Annotated in this window: 16 protein-coding genes; 8 read left to right on the top strand and 8 right to left on the bottom strand. The window is 71.6% G+C overall.

The window, feature by feature from the left end:
* The first annotated feature begins 3 nt into the window (after positions 1 to 3).
* The 5 genes from WFK95_RS13410 (at position 4) to WFK95_RS13390 (ending at position 4,711) form a co-directional block, all read left to right on the top strand.
* Complete coding sequence (locus tag WFK95_RS13410; protein WP_336671014.1) at positions 4 to 789, top strand: class I SAM-dependent methyltransferase; 786 nt, start codon at positions 4 to 6, stop codon at positions 787 to 789.
* A gap of 148 nt (positions 790 to 937) precedes the next feature.
* Positions 938 to 1,744 (top strand): carbon-nitrogen hydrolase family protein, encoded by an 807-nt coding sequence (locus tag WFK95_RS13405; RefSeq protein WP_336671065.1) that lies wholly within the window; start codon positions 938 to 940, stop codon positions 1,742 to 1,744.
* A gap of 17 nt (positions 1,745 to 1,761) precedes the next feature.
* A complete protein-coding gene (locus tag WFK95_RS13400) occupies positions 1,762 to 2,835 on the top strand; it encodes an LmeA family phospholipid-binding protein (RefSeq protein ID WP_336671013.1) in 1,074 nt (357 codons plus the stop codon).
* Positions 2,836 to 2,846: 11 nt separating this feature from the next.
* Positions 2,847 to 3,416 (top strand): hypothetical protein, encoded by a 570-nt coding sequence (locus tag WFK95_RS13395; protein ID WP_336671012.1) that lies wholly within the window; start codon positions 2,847 to 2,849, stop codon positions 3,414 to 3,416.
* A complete protein-coding gene (locus tag WFK95_RS13390; RefSeq protein ID WP_336671011.1) occupies positions 3,413 to 4,711 on the top strand; it encodes a cytochrome P450 in 1,299 nt (432 codons plus the stop codon). Before WFK95_RS13395 ends, WFK95_RS13390 begins: the two co-directional genes overlap by 4 nt.
* Positions 4,712 to 4,755: 44 nt before the next feature.
* On the opposite strand, the gene deoC is transcribed toward WFK95_RS13390, so the two are convergent.
* The gene (deoC, locus tag WFK95_RS13385) at positions 4,756 to 5,460 is read right to left on the bottom strand and encodes a deoxyribose-phosphate aldolase (protein WP_224651775.1); all 705 of its coding nucleotides are present in this window, start codon (positions 5,458 to 5,460) and stop codon (positions 4,756 to 4,758) included.
* A gap of 7 nt (positions 5,461 to 5,467) precedes the next feature.
* Here deoC and purU point away from each other — a divergent pair, with 7 nt between their 5' ends.
* Positions 5,468 to 6,343 carry a formyltetrahydrofolate deformylase gene (gene purU / locus WFK95_RS13380; RefSeq protein WP_224651766.1) on the top strand — a complete coding sequence of 292 codons (876 nt, stop codon included), beginning with the start codon at positions 5,468 to 5,470 and terminating at the stop codon, positions 6,341 to 6,343.
* 109 nt (positions 6,344 to 6,452) lie between these two features.
* Here purU and WFK95_RS13375 read toward each other — a convergent pair whose 3' ends face one another.
* From WFK95_RS13375 to WFK95_RS13355, 5 genes are all read right to left on the bottom strand, one after another.
* Entirely contained in the window at positions 6,453 to 7,505 is a 1,053-nt protein-coding gene (locus tag WFK95_RS13375) for an alpha/beta fold hydrolase (protein ID WP_336671010.1), read from the bottom strand.
* Positions 7,506 to 7,529: 24 nt separating this feature from the next.
* Positions 7,530 to 7,829: a DUF2516 family protein gene (locus WFK95_RS13370; RefSeq protein WP_224651762.1), complete on the bottom strand. Its 300-nt coding sequence runs from the start codon at positions 7,827 to 7,829 to the stop codon at positions 7,530 to 7,532.
* A 92-nt stretch (positions 7,830 to 7,921) separates the two neighbouring features.
* Positions 7,922 to 8,539, bottom strand: a complete 618-nt coding sequence (locus WFK95_RS13365) for a heparin-binding hemagglutinin (protein WP_224651760.1) — start codon at positions 8,537 to 8,539, stop codon at positions 7,922 to 7,924.
* Positions 8,536 to 8,916 (bottom strand): helix-turn-helix domain-containing protein, encoded by a 381-nt coding sequence (locus WFK95_RS13360; protein ID WP_224651758.1) that lies wholly within the window; start codon positions 8,914 to 8,916, stop codon positions 8,536 to 8,538. Before WFK95_RS13360 ends, WFK95_RS13365 begins: the two co-directional genes overlap by 4 nt.
* An 85-nt stretch (positions 8,917 to 9,001) precedes the next feature.
* Entirely contained in the window at positions 9,002 to 10,225 is a 1,224-nt protein-coding gene (locus WFK95_RS13355) for a DUF445 domain-containing protein (RefSeq protein WP_336671064.1), read from the bottom strand.
* A 170-nt stretch (positions 10,226 to 10,395) separates the two neighbouring features.
* Here WFK95_RS13355 and WFK95_RS13350 point away from each other — a divergent pair, with 170 nt between their 5' ends.
* Positions 10,396 to 11,250 carry a polyphosphate kinase 2 family protein gene (locus WFK95_RS13350; RefSeq protein ID WP_336671009.1) on the top strand — a complete coding sequence of 285 codons (855 nt, stop codon included), beginning with the start codon at positions 10,396 to 10,398 and terminating at the stop codon, positions 11,248 to 11,250.
* A 456-nt stretch (positions 11,251 to 11,706) separates the two neighbouring features.
* Here the strand turns inward: WFK95_RS13350 and WFK95_RS13345 are convergent, their stop codons facing one another.
* Positions 11,707 to 12,936, bottom strand: coding sequence for a low temperature requirement protein A (locus tag WFK95_RS13345; RefSeq protein WP_224651754.1), 1,230 nt, complete (start codon positions 12,934 to 12,936; stop codon positions 11,707 to 11,709).
* A gap of 86 nt (positions 12,937 to 13,022) precedes the next feature.
* Positions 13,023 to 13,772: an SDR family oxidoreductase gene (locus WFK95_RS13340; RefSeq protein ID WP_068626462.1), complete on the bottom strand. Its 750-nt coding sequence runs from the start codon at positions 13,770 to 13,772 to the stop codon at positions 13,023 to 13,025.
* A gap of 123 nt (positions 13,773 to 13,895) precedes the next feature.
* On the opposite strand from WFK95_RS13340, the gene WFK95_RS13335 reads away from it, so the two are divergent.
* Complete coding sequence (locus tag WFK95_RS13335; protein WP_336671008.1) at positions 13,896 to 14,780, top strand: LysR family transcriptional regulator; 885 nt, start codon at positions 13,896 to 13,898, stop codon at positions 14,778 to 14,780.
* Positions 14,781 to 14,788: the final 8 nt, after the last annotated feature.

Below are 14,788 nucleotides of genomic sequence, written 5' to 3'. Positions count from 1 at the left end.
CTCGTGCCCTCCCCCGAGGGTCGGATCACGCGCGGCACGACCGGACTCAATCGGCTGCGCCGCAGCGACCGCTGGTCGGTGCACTCCCCCGCGGTGACCGCCGCGCTGGGCGGACCGTCGCCGCTGGCCGTCGACGTGGGCTACGGCGCCCGCCCGAACACCACCCTCGAGTGGGCCGCCTGGCTGCGGCGCGTGTCGCCGGCGGTGCGCGTGACCGGCCTCGAGATCGACCCCGACCGCGTGGTGCCCGGCCGCGACGGCGTGCAGTTCGCGCGCGGCGGCTTCGAGCTCGCGGGGCTGCGCCCGAACCTGGTGCGCGCCTTCAACGTGTTGCGGCAGTACGACGAGTCCGAGGTGGCCGACGCCTGGGCGATGGTCACCTCCCGCCTCGCGCCGGGCGGCGTCTTCGTGGAGGGCACCTGCGACGAGCTGGGCCGACGCTGCTGCTGGCTCACCCTCGGCGCCTCCGGCCCGGGCGCGACGCCGGTGCCGCGGGCGCTCACGCTGGCCTGGCACCCCGGGTACACCGACCACCCGTCGGACCTGGCCGAGCGGCTGCCGAAGGCGTTGATCCACCACAACGTCCCCGGCGAGAAGATCCACACCCTGCTCACGCTGGCGGATCGCTGCTGGGACGAGGCCGCCGGTTACGCGCCCTACGGCAACCGGATCCGCTGGCGCGCGGCGGGGATCGCGCTGGCCGAGCGCACCGGCGGCGCCGCCCGCCCGCCCCGTCGCCCGGTCCGCGACAACCTGCTCACGGTCGACTGGTCCTTCGTCGCGCCGTAAGCGACTCAGGATGTCGAGGTCTGCGGCATCGGAGGTGGTCTCACGCACGTCCGAGTGCGCAGGAGTCGACATCGTGAGGCAGGAGTCGACATCGTGAGGCGCGGTCACCTATCGAGCGCGAGTCAGTAGTGTGGTGCGCATGACATCGCTGACCGTCGCGCTGGCGCAGATCGAGGCCACGACCGACCCGGCGGCCAACGCCGCGCTGGTCGAGGACGATCTGCGGCGCGCGGCCGACGCCGGCGCGGCCCTGGCGGTCTTCCCCGAGGCCACGATGTGCCGGTTCGGGGTGTCGCTCACGCCGGTCGCCGAGCCGCTCGACGGGCCGTGGGCCACGCGCATCGCCGAAGCCGCGCGGGCCACCGGCGTGCACGTCGTCGCGGGCATGTTCACCCCCGCAGCCGACGGTCGCGTCCGCAACACGCTGCTCTCCGCCGCCCCCGACGGCACCCGCACCGCGTACGACAAGATCCACCTCTTCGACGCCTTCGGCTTCGCCGAATCGCGCACCGTCGAGCCCGGCGAGCACGCGGTGCTGATCGACGTCGGCGGGGTCACCGTGGGGCTGAGCACCTGCTACGACCTGCGCTTCCCCGGCCTCTACCAGGGGCTCGCCGACGCCGGCGCGCAGGTGATCGTCGCGCCCGCGTCGTGGGGCGACGGCCCCGGCAAGCTCGACGCCTTCACCACGCTCGCCCGCGCGCGGGCGCTCGACTCCACCACCTACGTCGTCGCCGTCGACCAGGCGCGACCGTCCGACCCAGAGCCCGGCACCGCGCCCCGCGGGGTGGGCGGCTCGCTCGCCGTCGGGCCCGACGGTGCCGTGCTCGCCTCCGCCGGCGACGGGCCGGAACAGATCGTCGTCGACCTGCCGCTCGCGCGCGTCGACGAGGTGCGGGCCGCGCTGCCCGTGCTCGCCAACCGCAGGGACTTCACCGTCGCCACCCAGGGATGAGGAACAATCTAACGCCGATGGACACGAACCCGAACGCCCCGCAGAACCCCGGCCCCCCGAACGGCCCGCAGAACGGCCCACAGGATCCGAACCTGACGCGGCCGATGACCCCGGCCGACCGCCAGCCGCCGCAGGCACCGCAGCAGCCGCAGGCGCCCCAGCAGCAGCCCCAGGCGCAGCAGGCCCCGCAGGGCCCCGGCCCGCAGGACGGCCTGACCCGGCCGATCGAGTCCGCGGCGCGGCCGTCGGGCGCGCACGCGCGCCCGGAGCCGGGCCAGCAGCCGCCCGTGCCCCCGGTGCCGCCCACCCAGATCCCGCCCGGCGGACCGTCGGGCCAGGGCGGCCAGGGCGGACCCGCCAAGCCCGCCAAGCAGCGCTCCACCGGCAAGCTCATCGGCCTCGCGGCCGCGGGCCTCGTCGCGGTGCTCGTGATCGTGCTCGTCGGCTCCGAGCTGTACATCCGCAACCACGTGCAGAACTGCCTCGCGGACAACATCAAGAAGGGCACCAGCGCCACCGACGTCAAGGTCAGCTTCGAGAAGACGCCGATGCTCATCCAGAACGCGAGCGGCAAGATCCCGTCGATCGACATCCAGGTCGACGGCATGCAGGGCACCGCCGGGCTGAACGCGCACCTCCTCCTCAAGGGCGTCGAGCCGAGCGGCGACAACAAGATCGACGACGCGACCATCCTCGGCACGTTCACCGCCGACGGCATCAAGAACAAGGTCGTCAGCTCGCAGGTCATCTCGGACCCGAAGGTCACGCTGAACACCGCCGCGAACCAGATCGAGATCAGCGGCACCGCCGTGATCCTGCCGGTCACCGTGAACCTCAAGCCCACCATCAAGGACAACAAGGTGGTGCTCACGGCGAGCAAGGCGTCGGTCTTCGGCATCGGCGTCCCGGACGACCTGGCGCAGCAGCTGATCACCGCCGTCGCCGACATCCCGACCCCGAAGGGCCTCACCGCGAGCGACCTGAAGATGACCGACGAGGGCATCTCGCTGCGCTACTCGGGTCAGAACGTCCTGCCGAAGGACATCGAGAGCGGCTCCGACGTCGGCGCCACGAACTGCTCGGTCGTCTAACGACGATGGCCATGGACGCCCCGGTCGGCCAGGTGGTGCACGTCGTGCGTGAGTTCAGCACGGATCCACCTGCCGCACTGGGGCTGCCGACCCGGCTGACCGCGACCGCGAAGGCGGTCCTCGGCGCCGGGCTGGCGCTCGCCACCCTCGGCGTCGCCGTCCTCGTACACCAGCTCTGGGCGGCCGACGATCCGCCCGGCCTCTGGTTCCAGCTGCTGTTCACCGCCTTCCCCGGCCTCGTCCTGGCCGGGTTCTGGTTCGGTTACCTCTCCTCCTTCGGGGACGCGGCGAAGGAACGGGACGTCGAGCGGCGGTGGGCAGACCTGCGCGGCACCGCCCGGCTCGGCCACGGCACCGTCGACGACCGGCGCGTGCGCACCTCGGACACCGGGGGCGTCACCGCGTTCGTCCTCGAGATCGTCGGCGACGGTGCGCCCTTCTCCGCGCAGTGGCGGTCGACCGGCGAGGAGCTGCTCCAGCCCCAGGTCCCGGGCGTCGGCTCGCCGGTGCGGGTCTGGCGCACCACGCCCGACGGTCCGCTGCTGGCCGAGGTCCTCGACCCGACGGTGGTGCGGCCGTGAGGGCGCCGCGGCCGGACCTGAAGCTGCGGGTGCGCTGGGCGGTGCTGCACGGGCTGCCGCGCTACGCGCTGCCCCGCCGCGCGGCCCGCGGCGACACCATGGCGGAGATGCTCCTCGGCTACAGCGGCGCGCCCGGCGGCCAGTACGAGCGGCTCGACCGGATCCGCGAGCAGGGCCGGATCATCGGCACCGAGGCCGGCGCGGCGACGGCGGATCACGCGCTGTGCCGGGCCGTGCTGCGCGACCCGCGGTTCGCGACCATCCAGCCGAAGGACTTCGGCTTCCCGCGGCCGCTGATCCCCGTCCTCGAGCGGTCCGACCCGCACCTGCCCAACCCCGTCGAGCCACCGTCGATGCTGGTGACCGAGCCCCCGGCGCACACCGCCTACCGCCACCCGATCGCGCGGACCTTCACCCCGAAGGCGATCGCGACGCTGACCGATCGCGCGCGGACCGTCAGCGAGGAACTCCTCGACGAGCTCGCCGCGGCGCCCCGCCCCGACCTGGTCACGGGCTACGCCGCGCGGCTGCCCGTCACGATGATCGGGCGGCTGCTGGGGCTGCCCGAGGCCGACGACGAGTACATGCTCGAGTGGGGCGAGGCCGCCGCGCCGCTGCTGGACCCGGGCCTCGACTGGCCCGTCTACCGGCGCGCCCAGCACGCGCTGCGCGGCCTCGACGAGTACCTCACCGCGCACTTCGCGCGGGTTCGCGCGAACCCCGCCGCGGACGATCCCTTCGCACTCCTCGCAGCCTCCGGCGAGCTCACCGACCGCGAGCTGGTGACCAACGCGGCGCTGCTGATCGGCGCGGGCTTCGAGACCACGGTGAACCTCATCGGCAACGGCGTCGTCGCGCTGCTCGAGCACCCCGCGCAGCTGGAGCGGCTGCGCGCCGAGCCCGAGCTGTGGCCGAACGCCGTCGAGGAGATCCTGCGCTACTCCAGCCCCGTCCAGCGCACCGCCCGCGTCGCGCGGGAGGCCGGCGAGATCGAGGGCTTCGCCTTCGCCGAGGGCACCGTCGTCTCGCTGCTGCTGGCGGGCGCGAACCGCGACCCCGCCGTCTTCGACCGGCCGCACGAGTTCGACGTCGCGCGGCCCGAGGCCAAGAAGAACGTGGCCTTCGGCTACGGCATCCACGCCTGCATCGGCGCGGCGCTGGCCCGGATGGAGGGCGTCGTCGCCCTGTCCGCGCTGTTCGAGCGGTATCCGGGCCTCGCGCTCGACGGGCCCGGCACGCACCGTGGGCTCTCCACGCTGTACGGCTGGGCCTCGCTGCCCGCGAAGCTCGCCTGAGCCCGACGGGGCCGGGCGGCACCGTCGGGCAGGCGGACCGAGCGCTACTCGGGGAAGCCGGCGAGCACCGCGCGGCTGCCGGAGAGGCCGAGGCGGCTGGCGCCGGCGTCGATCATCTCCTGCGCGGCCTCGGCGGAGCGGATGCCGCCCGAGGCCTTGACACCCACGTCGGGCCCGACGGCCGCGCGCATGAGCGCCACCGCCTCCGCGGACGCGCCGCCCGACGGGTGGAAGCCGGTGGAGGTCTTGACGAAGGTCGCGCCGCCCTTGACGGACCGCTTGCACACCTCGGCGAGCAGGTCGGCGTCGCCGAACTCGAGCAGCGCCGCGGACTCGACGATCACCTTGAGCACGGGGTCGGCGCCGATGGCCTCACGGACGGTCAGCACATCGGAGAAGACGCGGTCCAGCTCGCCGGCCAGCGCGAGCCCGACGTCGATCACCATGTCGACCTCGTGCGCGCCCTCCTCGATCGCCATCCGCGCCTCGGCGGCCTTGATCAGGGTGTGGTGCTTGCCGGAGGGGAAGCCCGCGACGACGCAGACCTTGGGCGCGCGGCGATCCGCCTCGTGCGCGTCGATCGCGGCGCGCAACGGCAGCATCGACGGGGAGAGGCAGACGGCGTAGACGCCCAGGTCCAGCCCCTCCGCGTAGGCCGCGGCGGCGGCGGCCTCCGTGGCCTCGGGCTTGAGCAGCGTGTGATCGACGAGGGCGGCGACTTCGGAGCGTGTGAGCACGTCTGAGACGATACCGGGCGTGACCCGCGATACACGCTATGTGCTCACGCTCGGCTGCCCGGACACCACCGGCATCGTCGCGCGCATCTCGACCTTCCTCGCCGACGTGGGCGGGTGGATCGTCGAGGCGGGGTACCACTCCGACGCCGATTCCGGCTGGTTCTTCACCCGTCAGGCCGTGCGCGCCGACAGCGTCGCGATCCCGCTCGACGAGTTGCGGGCGCGGTTCGAGGCCGAGGTCGTCGCCGAGCTCGGGCCCGAGACCGAGTGGCGGCTGACCTCCAGCGCCGAGCGCAAGGACATCGTCGTGCTGGTCAGCAAGGAGGGGCACTGCCTGCACGACCTCGTCGGCCGGGTGGCGACGGGCGAGCTCAACGCGCGGATCGCCGCGGTGATCGGCAACCACGAGGACCTGCGCGACTTCGTGGAGCGCCTCGACATCCCCTTCCACCACGTGCCCTTCCCGGGCGCGGGCGAGGACAAGTCGGCGGCCTTCGCCCGCGTCGCGGAACTCACCGACGCGCTGAACCCCGACGCGGTGGTCCTGGCGCGGTTCATGCAGGTGCTGCCCGCGGACCTATGCGAGGCGTGGGCCGGGCGGGCCATCAACATCCACCACAGCTTCCTGCCGAGCTTCATCGGCGCGCGCCCGTACCACCAGGCCTTCGCGCGCGGCGTGAAGCTGATCGGCGCGACCTGCCACTACGTGACGGCGGACCTCGACGCGGGCCCGATCATCGAGCAGGACGTCGCGCGCGTCGACCACGCCGACGCCGCGGCCGACATGGTGCTCCGCGGCCGCGACATCGAGAAGGTCGTGCTGGCCCGCGGCCTGCGCTGGCACCTCGAGAACCGCGTTCTGGTGCACGGCCGCAAGACCGTCGTCTTCTCCTGACCCGCTCCCCGCGCCCCCGCGATTGAACGATGTTTTGGAGATTCCGACCTGCGGTTTTCCTCTCCAGAACGTCGTTCAATTCCCGACGGGGTGCTACTCCAACGGGGTGCTACTCCGGCGCCCCGGAGGCGACGGGGCGGCCGTCGAGGATGGAGTCCAGGAGGGCGTTGAACTTCTCCGGCTGCTCCAGCGGCAGCATGTGGCCGGAGTCGCGGATCACGGCGAAGCGGTCCAGCTTGCCGGCGACGCGGAGCTCGCCGGCGATGATGTCGGCGTCCGCGGGCGGGGTGAGGTGGTCGAACTGGCCGACCGCGACCGACGTGGGGATCGTGATCTTGCGCAGGCCGGCGGTGACGTCGACGTTCGCGAGCACGTGGCCCCACTCGGCGCGCACGTCCGACGGGCACGAGGCGACCATGTCCTCGGTGTACTTGACCGCGCCGTAGGAGGCGTAGCCGCACAGCGCCGTGTAGCGGATCACGGCCGTGTGCGCGCGGTTGTGCCGCACCTTGACGTTGGCGCCGAGGACCCCGTCGCCGACCTTCTGCGTGAGCCGGGGCGCGACGCGCGGGAGCGCGGCGAGCGGCGTGGCGCCGGCGAACCCGGCGACGGCGTCGCGGGCGTAGGTGGAGGCGAGCACCGCGTGGTGGGCGCGCTCGGCGACCTCGTCGGTGTACTTGTCGGCCCAGGCCATGATGGTGATCGCGCCCATGCTGTGCCCGACGAGCAGCGCCTTCTTGCCCGCCGGCACGTGGGCGGCGAGGACGGCGTGCAGGTCGTCGGCGAGGACGCCGGCGGAGAACGCGAAGGCCCCCGCCTCGGACTCGCCGTGGCCGCGCTGGTCGTAGGCCACGACGCGGTGGCCGCGGCCGACGAGGTGCTCGACCTGCCGCGGGAAGTTGGCCAGGTTGCAGGTCCAGCCGTGGATGAGCACGGCGATCGGACCGTCGGCCGGACCCCACACCCTGGTGTGCAGGCGGGTGCCGTCGCCGGAGACGACGACGCCGTCCTCGTGCGGGCCGTCGTAGTCGTCGATCAGCTTGGCGTTCGCCGGCTCCGCCGGGGACGACAGCGCGTAGGCGGCGACGCTCGCGGCGATCGCGGCGGCACCGGCGCCGAGGGCGCCCGCGGCGCCGACGACGAGCTTCCTGGAGATCTTCATGGGAGCAACCTTACTAACTAATACTCAATAGCGCGGGCGGCGGATCTCGTCGAGCTTGGGCTTCACGTCGAGGAGGTAGACCAGGATGCCGACCGCGCCGATCACCGTGCCCATGTAGTTCAGGCCCGCCAGCACGAGCAGCAGGCTCGCGACCAGCGTGATCACCCAGTAGTTCTTCTGCCACTTCCCCGCGGCCGTGAAGGCGTCGGCGGGAGCGCGCAGGGCGTGGATGAGGCAGAAGGCGCCCGTCGCGAGCAGCGCGACCGTGATCACGAGCGACGCGAGCAGGCTGAGGGTGCCGAATCCGTAGAGGAGGACGTCCATGACACCAGCCTAAAGGTCGGGGGGGCCGGGGGGCGGGGGCCCGGGGCCCCCGCGGGGGGGGGCGCCCGGGGTGGAGCTTTCAGTGACGCGGATTACGCGTCGGTCTTCTTCGCGGCGGCCTTGGGGGCGGCCTTCTTGACCGCGGTGGCGGCCTTCGCGGTGGTCTCCTCGACGGCGGCCTCGGCCTTGTCGGCGGCGGCCTCGACCTCGTCGCCCGCGCGGCCGACCAGCTTGGCGGCGCGCTCGCCGACCTGCTTGGTGGCGGTGGCGACCTGGCCCAGCGAGGACTCGGTCAGCTCGACGGCCGAGTTGTAGGCCTTGGTGGCCTGCTCGGTGGCGTCCTCGATCACGGAGCCGGACTTGATCCGCTCGAAGGCGGTCTCGCCGCGCTCGGCGAGCGAGTCGTAGATGTCGGTGGCGACCTGGATGTAGGCGGCGGCGACCTTGCGGAGCTCGTCGGCGGTGAACTTGGCGCGCAGCTCGTCGACGTCCTTGGGCAGGCCGTCCTTGGCCTCGGTCAGCTTGGTGGTGGCGGTGCCGGTGGCGTCCTCGAACTTGGCCTTGGCCTCGGCCACGCGGGCGTCGAAGTCCTTCGAAGCGTCGGTCGCGGCGGCGCGCAGCTTCTCGATCACCTCGGACACGGCCTCGTACGCGTAATCGCCGGCGCCGATGGTGGCGAACAGCGGGGTCTTCAGGGTCTGCTCGGTCATGGGGTGATCTCCTTCAATGCAGTCTCGTTCTCGCGGCGGAAGCTCTCGTAGATCTCGAGAAGTGCCTGCTTCTGCCGCTCGGTGATGGTCGTGTCCGCGATCAACGCGTCGCGCACCGGGGATTCCGGACGCTCCTCGAGGATCCCGGCCTGTACGTAGAGCACCTCCGCCGAGAGCCGCAGCGCTTTGGCGATCTGCCCGAGCACGTCGGCCGACGGTCGTCGGAGCCCCCGCTCGATCTGGCTGAGATACGGGTTGGAAACCCCCGCCCGCTCGGCCAGCTGCCGGATGGACACCTCCGCCGCAAGACGTTGCGACCGAATGAACGCTCCGATGTCAGATCCCGAATTCTCTACGGTCTCTTCGTCGCTCGACATTTCCGGTCTCCCGTCTGCGCGGCTGACACCACGCTAACAGCTAGTGCTAGCTCTTGCAAGCAGTTTGCTAGCAGGGTGATTTCAATCAGAAGAAGATCTGGGTGATCGAGTAGATGACCAGGCCCGCGATGGAGCCCACGACGGTGCCGTTGATCCGGATGAACTGCAGGTCACGCCCCACGGCGAGCTCGATCTTGTCGGAGGCCTCGTCGGCGTCCCAGCGCGCGACGGTGTCCGTGATGATCGATGTGATCTGGCTCGCATAGTTCTCGACGAGGTGCCGCACCGACCGGTCGACCCAGAAGTCGACCTTGTCGCGCAGCCCCTGGTCGTCGCGCAGCCGCACGCCGAACCGGGCCGCCGACTCGCTGAACTTCTCCCGCAGCGTGGAATCGGGGTCCTCGACCGAGGCCTCGATCATCCGCTTCGCGGCCCGCCACGCCGCCTGCGCCGCCGTGCGCACCTCCTCGCGGCCCATCAGCTCGGCCTTGACGTCCTCGACCTTGGCGATGGTGCGCGGATCGTGCTGCAGGTCCGACGCGAAGTCCCACAGGAAGGTGCTCATGGCCTGCCGCACCTCGTGGTCCGGGTCGCTGCGCACCTTCCACGTGAACTCGACGAGCTCGCGGTAGATCCGCTCCCCCAGCAGCGAGTTGACGAACTTGGGCGACCACTGCGGACCGTCGGTGTCGACGATCTTGTCGATCACGCCCTGGCTGCCCAGGGCCCAGTGGTGGGCGCGCTCGGCGAGCAGGTTGATCAGCGGCAGCTGGCGCTGCTCCTGCAGCAGCGTCTCCACCAGACGCCCGATGGGCGGGCCCCATTCGGGCTCCGCCAGCCGCTTGATGATCGTCGAGTTGAGCACCGCCTCGACGTCCTCGTCGCGCAGCACCTCGCTCATCACCTTGACCAGCTTGGCCGCCTCGCCGCCCAGCTTCTGCGAGTTGTCCGGGTCGGCCATCCAGTTCGCCACGCGGCCGCTCAGGTCGAGCGAGCCGACCTTCTCCGCGATCACCTCGGGGGTGAGGAAGTTGCTCTCCACGAAGCCGCCGAGAGCGTCGCCGAGCTGGTCCTTCTTGCGCTTGATGATCGCGGTGTGCGGGATCGGCAGGCCCAGGGGGTGCCGGAACAGCGCGGTCACGGCGAACCAGTCGGCCAGGCCGCCGACCATGCCCGCCTCGGCCGCCGCCTTGACGTACCCGACCCACGGGCCGGCGATGGGAAGGTTCGCGCCCTTCGTGTCCAGGTACTCGCAGAACAGGTAGACGATCGCCGCGCCGATGAGGAAGGAGAGGGCGAGCGCCTTCATCTTGCGCAGGTCGCGCTTCTTCTGGTCGTCGGGCGTGCCGCCGAACGGACTCGCCGGAATGCGGGACGTCGAACTCGTCCCGGACGACTGCGGGGTTCCCGCGGGAGATGACACCGTCACGAGTCGATCTTGCCCGAAGATCGGCGCCGCGCGCCGGATAGGGTGACTCCATGGCGAACGACAACGGTTGGTCCGGTTCCGCGTCCGCAGCTCTGCGGTGGCAGCCGGGGTCCACGGTCCAGGACATCGACACCTCCGGCAAGCCGGGATTCGACGGTGACAAGGCCCTCGGCGAGCAGCTCCTCGCCGAGCGCGGGGCCCGGCTCTCGGAGCTCCAGGAGCTGCTCTACGCCAACGGCCGCGCGGGCGATCACCGCTCGGTCCTGCTGGTGCTGCAGGGCATGGACACCGCCGGCAAGGGCGGCATCGTCCGGCACGTGATCGGCATGGTCGACCCGCAGGGCGTGAAGACCGCGTCGTTCGGGAAGCCGACCGAGGAGGAGCTCGCGCACGACTTCCTGTGGCGCATCCACAAGCAGACCCCGAAGGGCGGCCAGATCGGCGTCTTCGACCGCTCGCACTACGAGGACGTGCTGGTGGTGCGCGTGCACGACCTGGTGCCGCCGGCCGTCTGGGAGCCGCGCTACGAGATCATCAACGACTTCGAGGAAGACCTCATCGCCGCGGGCACGACGATCGTCAAGTGCGCGATGTTCGTCTCGCTCGACGAGCAGAAGAAGCGTCTCGCGGAGCGGCTGGACCGCCCCGACAAGTACTGGAAGTACAACCCCGCCGACATCGACGAGCGCGGCTACTGGCCGAAGTACCAGGAGGCCTACCAGGCCATGCTCGACCGCACCAGCGTCGACGGTGCGCCGTGGCACATCATCCCCGCCGACCGGAAGTGGTTCAGCCGGCTCGCGATCACCGAGCTGCTCATCGAGGCCCTGGAGGCCCTGAACCTCGACTGGCCGCCCGCCGACTTCGACGTCGAGCACGAGAAGGCGCGGCTCGAGAAGGCCTGACCACTCCGCCCCGTCGGGTCCGACGGTGCCGGGCCGCTCGGTCCGACGGTGCCGGGCGGCGTCGACTGGGGGAGGAAAGGTCGCGCGGGGACGACCGCTCCCCCACAGCGCGTAGCGGGGGACCAGACGTCGCGCGGGGGACCACCGCTCCCCCACTGGAAGCGCGGCTTCTCGTGGGGGCTCGAACGCCGGAGCCGCGGATCGGCGCGGCGCGGGAGACGACGGTGCGGCAGCTTCCGCCTGCCGGGTCCGCGGACGCCGCGGTGCCTGGATCGCCGCACTAGGCGCCCTAGGCGGGTATGCATCGGATGCATACCCATCCCCCCGGAAACTGCCCTGAACTGCATCGATAGGGGTATGCGCGGCGCGCATAGCTCACCGACGCGACTTGGTCACCGATGGCGCGCGCCCGGCGCACCCGGACACCGGGGCCAAACCGCCCCGGCACCGTCGGGCCTACGCGAGGCGCTCGGCCCGGCGCTTGCCGGACCACAGCTCCTCGACGACGACCTGCACCAGCAGGGCGATCGCGCTCCACACCAGCGCGGCCAGCGGCGTGGCCCCCGCGGCGACGGCCGCGACGCCGGCGCCGAGCAGGGCCAGGGTGATGCCGACGGTGACGGCGCGGTGGCCGTCGAACCCGGTGAGGTAGGCGTCCATGATCTCGATCCCGAGCACCGCGACGGCCAGCGGGATGACGAACGCCGACGCGACCACCACGTTGCTCACGTGCGCCTCGTGGGAGATGCCCAGCGCCTCGACGTGCAGCCCGGCGCCGAAGGCGGCGATCGCCATGAAGATCGCGATGTGCCCGTAGCCCCACGCGAAGCACTTGTTGGTGTTGCGGACCAGCGCGTGGCCGACGGGGATCGAGAAGTAGATCCACCAGATCGACAGGTTGAGCACCATCGCCGCGACGCCGAGCACGGCGATGTCGAGGCTCCAGCCCTGCGCCTTGAGCAGCGCCTGCAGCGCGATGACGGTGCCGACCACGCCCTCGCCGAGGGTGATGATGGTGAGCAGGCCGTAGCGCTCGGCGATGTGGTGCGGGTTCCACGGGGTGCGCTGACGCCGCTCCGCGATGTACGGCCCGCCGAGCTCCACGACGTACAGGACCAGGCCGGCCGCGATGATCTGCCCCAGCGTCAGCGGCGCGAACGCCGTGATCAGCCAGCCGATCTGGGCGATCGTGATCGCGATGATGTAGGTGATCGCGGCGGAGCGGTACTGCGGCGAGGAGACGGCCACGCGGGCCCATTGCGCGAGCAGCGCCACGCGCATCACGACGTAGCCGATGACGAGCACCGTGTTGTTCGGCCGGTCGCCGGCGGTCACCGAGGTGAAGAAGGGCTCGATGCCGAGGGCCATGATGCAGACGCCGATCATCTGCAGCATGGTGACGGCGCGGAAGAGCCAGTCGTCGGTGTCGAAGGCCGAGGCCATCCAGGTGAAGTTGATCCACGCCCAGATCGCGGCGAAGGCGCAGAACCCGAAGCCCAGGAAGGCCGTGAAGTAGTGCGCCTCCGCGATCGCGTCGGCGAGCTGCACCCCGGCGAGGGAGAAGACCACCACGAAGGTGAGGTCGAAGAACAGCTCCAGCGTGGTGGCCGTCCGGCCCTCCTCGTGGGGGTCGCGCCCCGCCATCCGGGTCAAGCGGCGGCGCACCGCCGACGGTCCATCGGTCACAGAAGATCTCCTGCTCGTCGTCGTATTCGTGATCGCACGAAACGTCGATCATCGTAGGCCCGCCGGACCGCCGGCGCGCGCCGTTGTCAGCGCGTGGTGTAGCCGCCGTTCGCGAACAGCGTCTGGCCGGTGATCCAGTGGCCGTCGGTCGAGAGGAAGTCGACGATCGGCGCGATGTCCTCGATGAACGTCAGGCGGTTGCCCATGCCCTGCGACTTGTGGAACTCGACGCGCTCCGGCGTCTCCTGGCCGTAGAAGAAGGGCGTATCCATCGGGCCGGGCGCGATGGCGTTGACGCTGATCCCGCGGACGCCGAACTCCTTCGCCGCGGCGCGGTTGAAGTGCTCCACCGGCGACTTGCCGCCCGCGTACGTGGAGTAGCCGTCGGTGAAGGCGCCGAGCAGCGCGGTGACGATGGTGATGAGCGTGCCGTCGTCGTTCAGCGTGCGGCCCGCCTCCTTGATGAAGAAGTAGGCGGCCTTCGCGTTGATGTCCAGCATGGAGTCGTACTCCTCCTCGCTGGTCTCGAGGATCGGCTTGCGCAGCACCTTGCCGACGGTGTTCACGGCCACGTCGACGCCGCCGAACTCGGCGACGGCCGCGTCGAACAGCTCGGTGACCTTCGCGGGCGCGGTGAGGTCGCCCTGGAAGAGCAGCGCCTTGCCGCCCGCGGCCTCGACGGCGGCCGCGGTCTCGCGGGCCTCCGCCTCCGACGACGGGCTGTTGTAGTGCACGACCACGTTCGCACCGAGGCCGGCCAGGTGACGGCTGACCAGGCCGCCGAGGTTCTTGCCGCCACCGGCGACGACCGCGGTCTTCCCTGCGAGCTTCGTCATGGATGTCTCTCCTTCGTCGAGTTGGGATACCCTTTGCAATACCCAACGTACGCAGCAAACACACAAGCAACAATCGAATCTTTCCGAAGGATTCACCAATACTGCTTGTGGAATGCTGGTGGGGTGACCACGCCCGATCTTCGCCGCCTGGAGCAGTTCGTCGCCGCGATGGAGGAGCCCTCCCTCGCCGCCGCGGCCGCACGCCTGCACCTGAGCCAGCAGGCCCTCTCCGCCGCGCTCCGCCAGCTCGAGCGGGAGCTCGGCACGCCGCTGTTCACCCGCTCCGGGCGCCGCCTCGCCCCGACCGCCGCCGCCCGCTCCCTGTACGACGGTGCGCCGTCCGTCCTGTCCGGCGCCCGCCTTCTCGCGGCGCGGGCCCGGGCCGCGGGCGCGGACCGCCCGCGGGTGTTCGTCGTGGGGCGGAGTCCGGCGGTGACCGCCGAGGAGGCCTACGAGCTGCTCGAACCGCTCATCGATCGGCCGGAGTCGCCGTCGATCACCGTGCGGGAGCTGTTCCCGTCGGCGATGGTCGACGAGCTGGAGGCGGGCACCGTCGACCTGGTGCTGCGCCGGGGTGTCGCCCTCCCGGACCGGCTGGCGGGGGTCACGCTCACGTACCACCGGATGCGGGTCGCGCTGCACCACGACCACGACCTGGCCGGCCGGGAATCGCTGGCGCTGGCGGATCTCGCCGGCGCGCCCATCGTGGTGTGGGCGCCGCCGCACGCGTCGTTCTACACGGACTTCCTCGTCGCGCAGTGCCGGCGCGCGGGCTTCGAGCCGGACCTGCTGGTCAACCGCGTCCAGGGCACGCCGCCCGCGACGGCCGTCCTGACCTCGCCGCACGCGGCGGCCTTCGTCACCGGTCCCGCCGGACCGCGGTTCGGGGGCCGGGTCACCGTCGTCGAGCTCGACGACGCCCCGCAGGTCCCCGTCCAGGCGCTGTGGGCGCCGCACACGACGGACCCGCTGCGCGCGGAGCTGCTCGCCGCCTATCCCCCGGCGTGACCGCCCCG

This window comes from Tsukamurella sp. USMM236 (assembly GCF_037148755.1).
Taxonomy (GTDB): Bacteria; Actinomycetota; Actinomycetes; order Mycobacteriales; family Mycobacteriaceae; genus Tsukamurella.
Note: the sequence above shows the minus strand (reverse complement) of the source record. Positions and strands in the feature narration are given on the sequence as shown.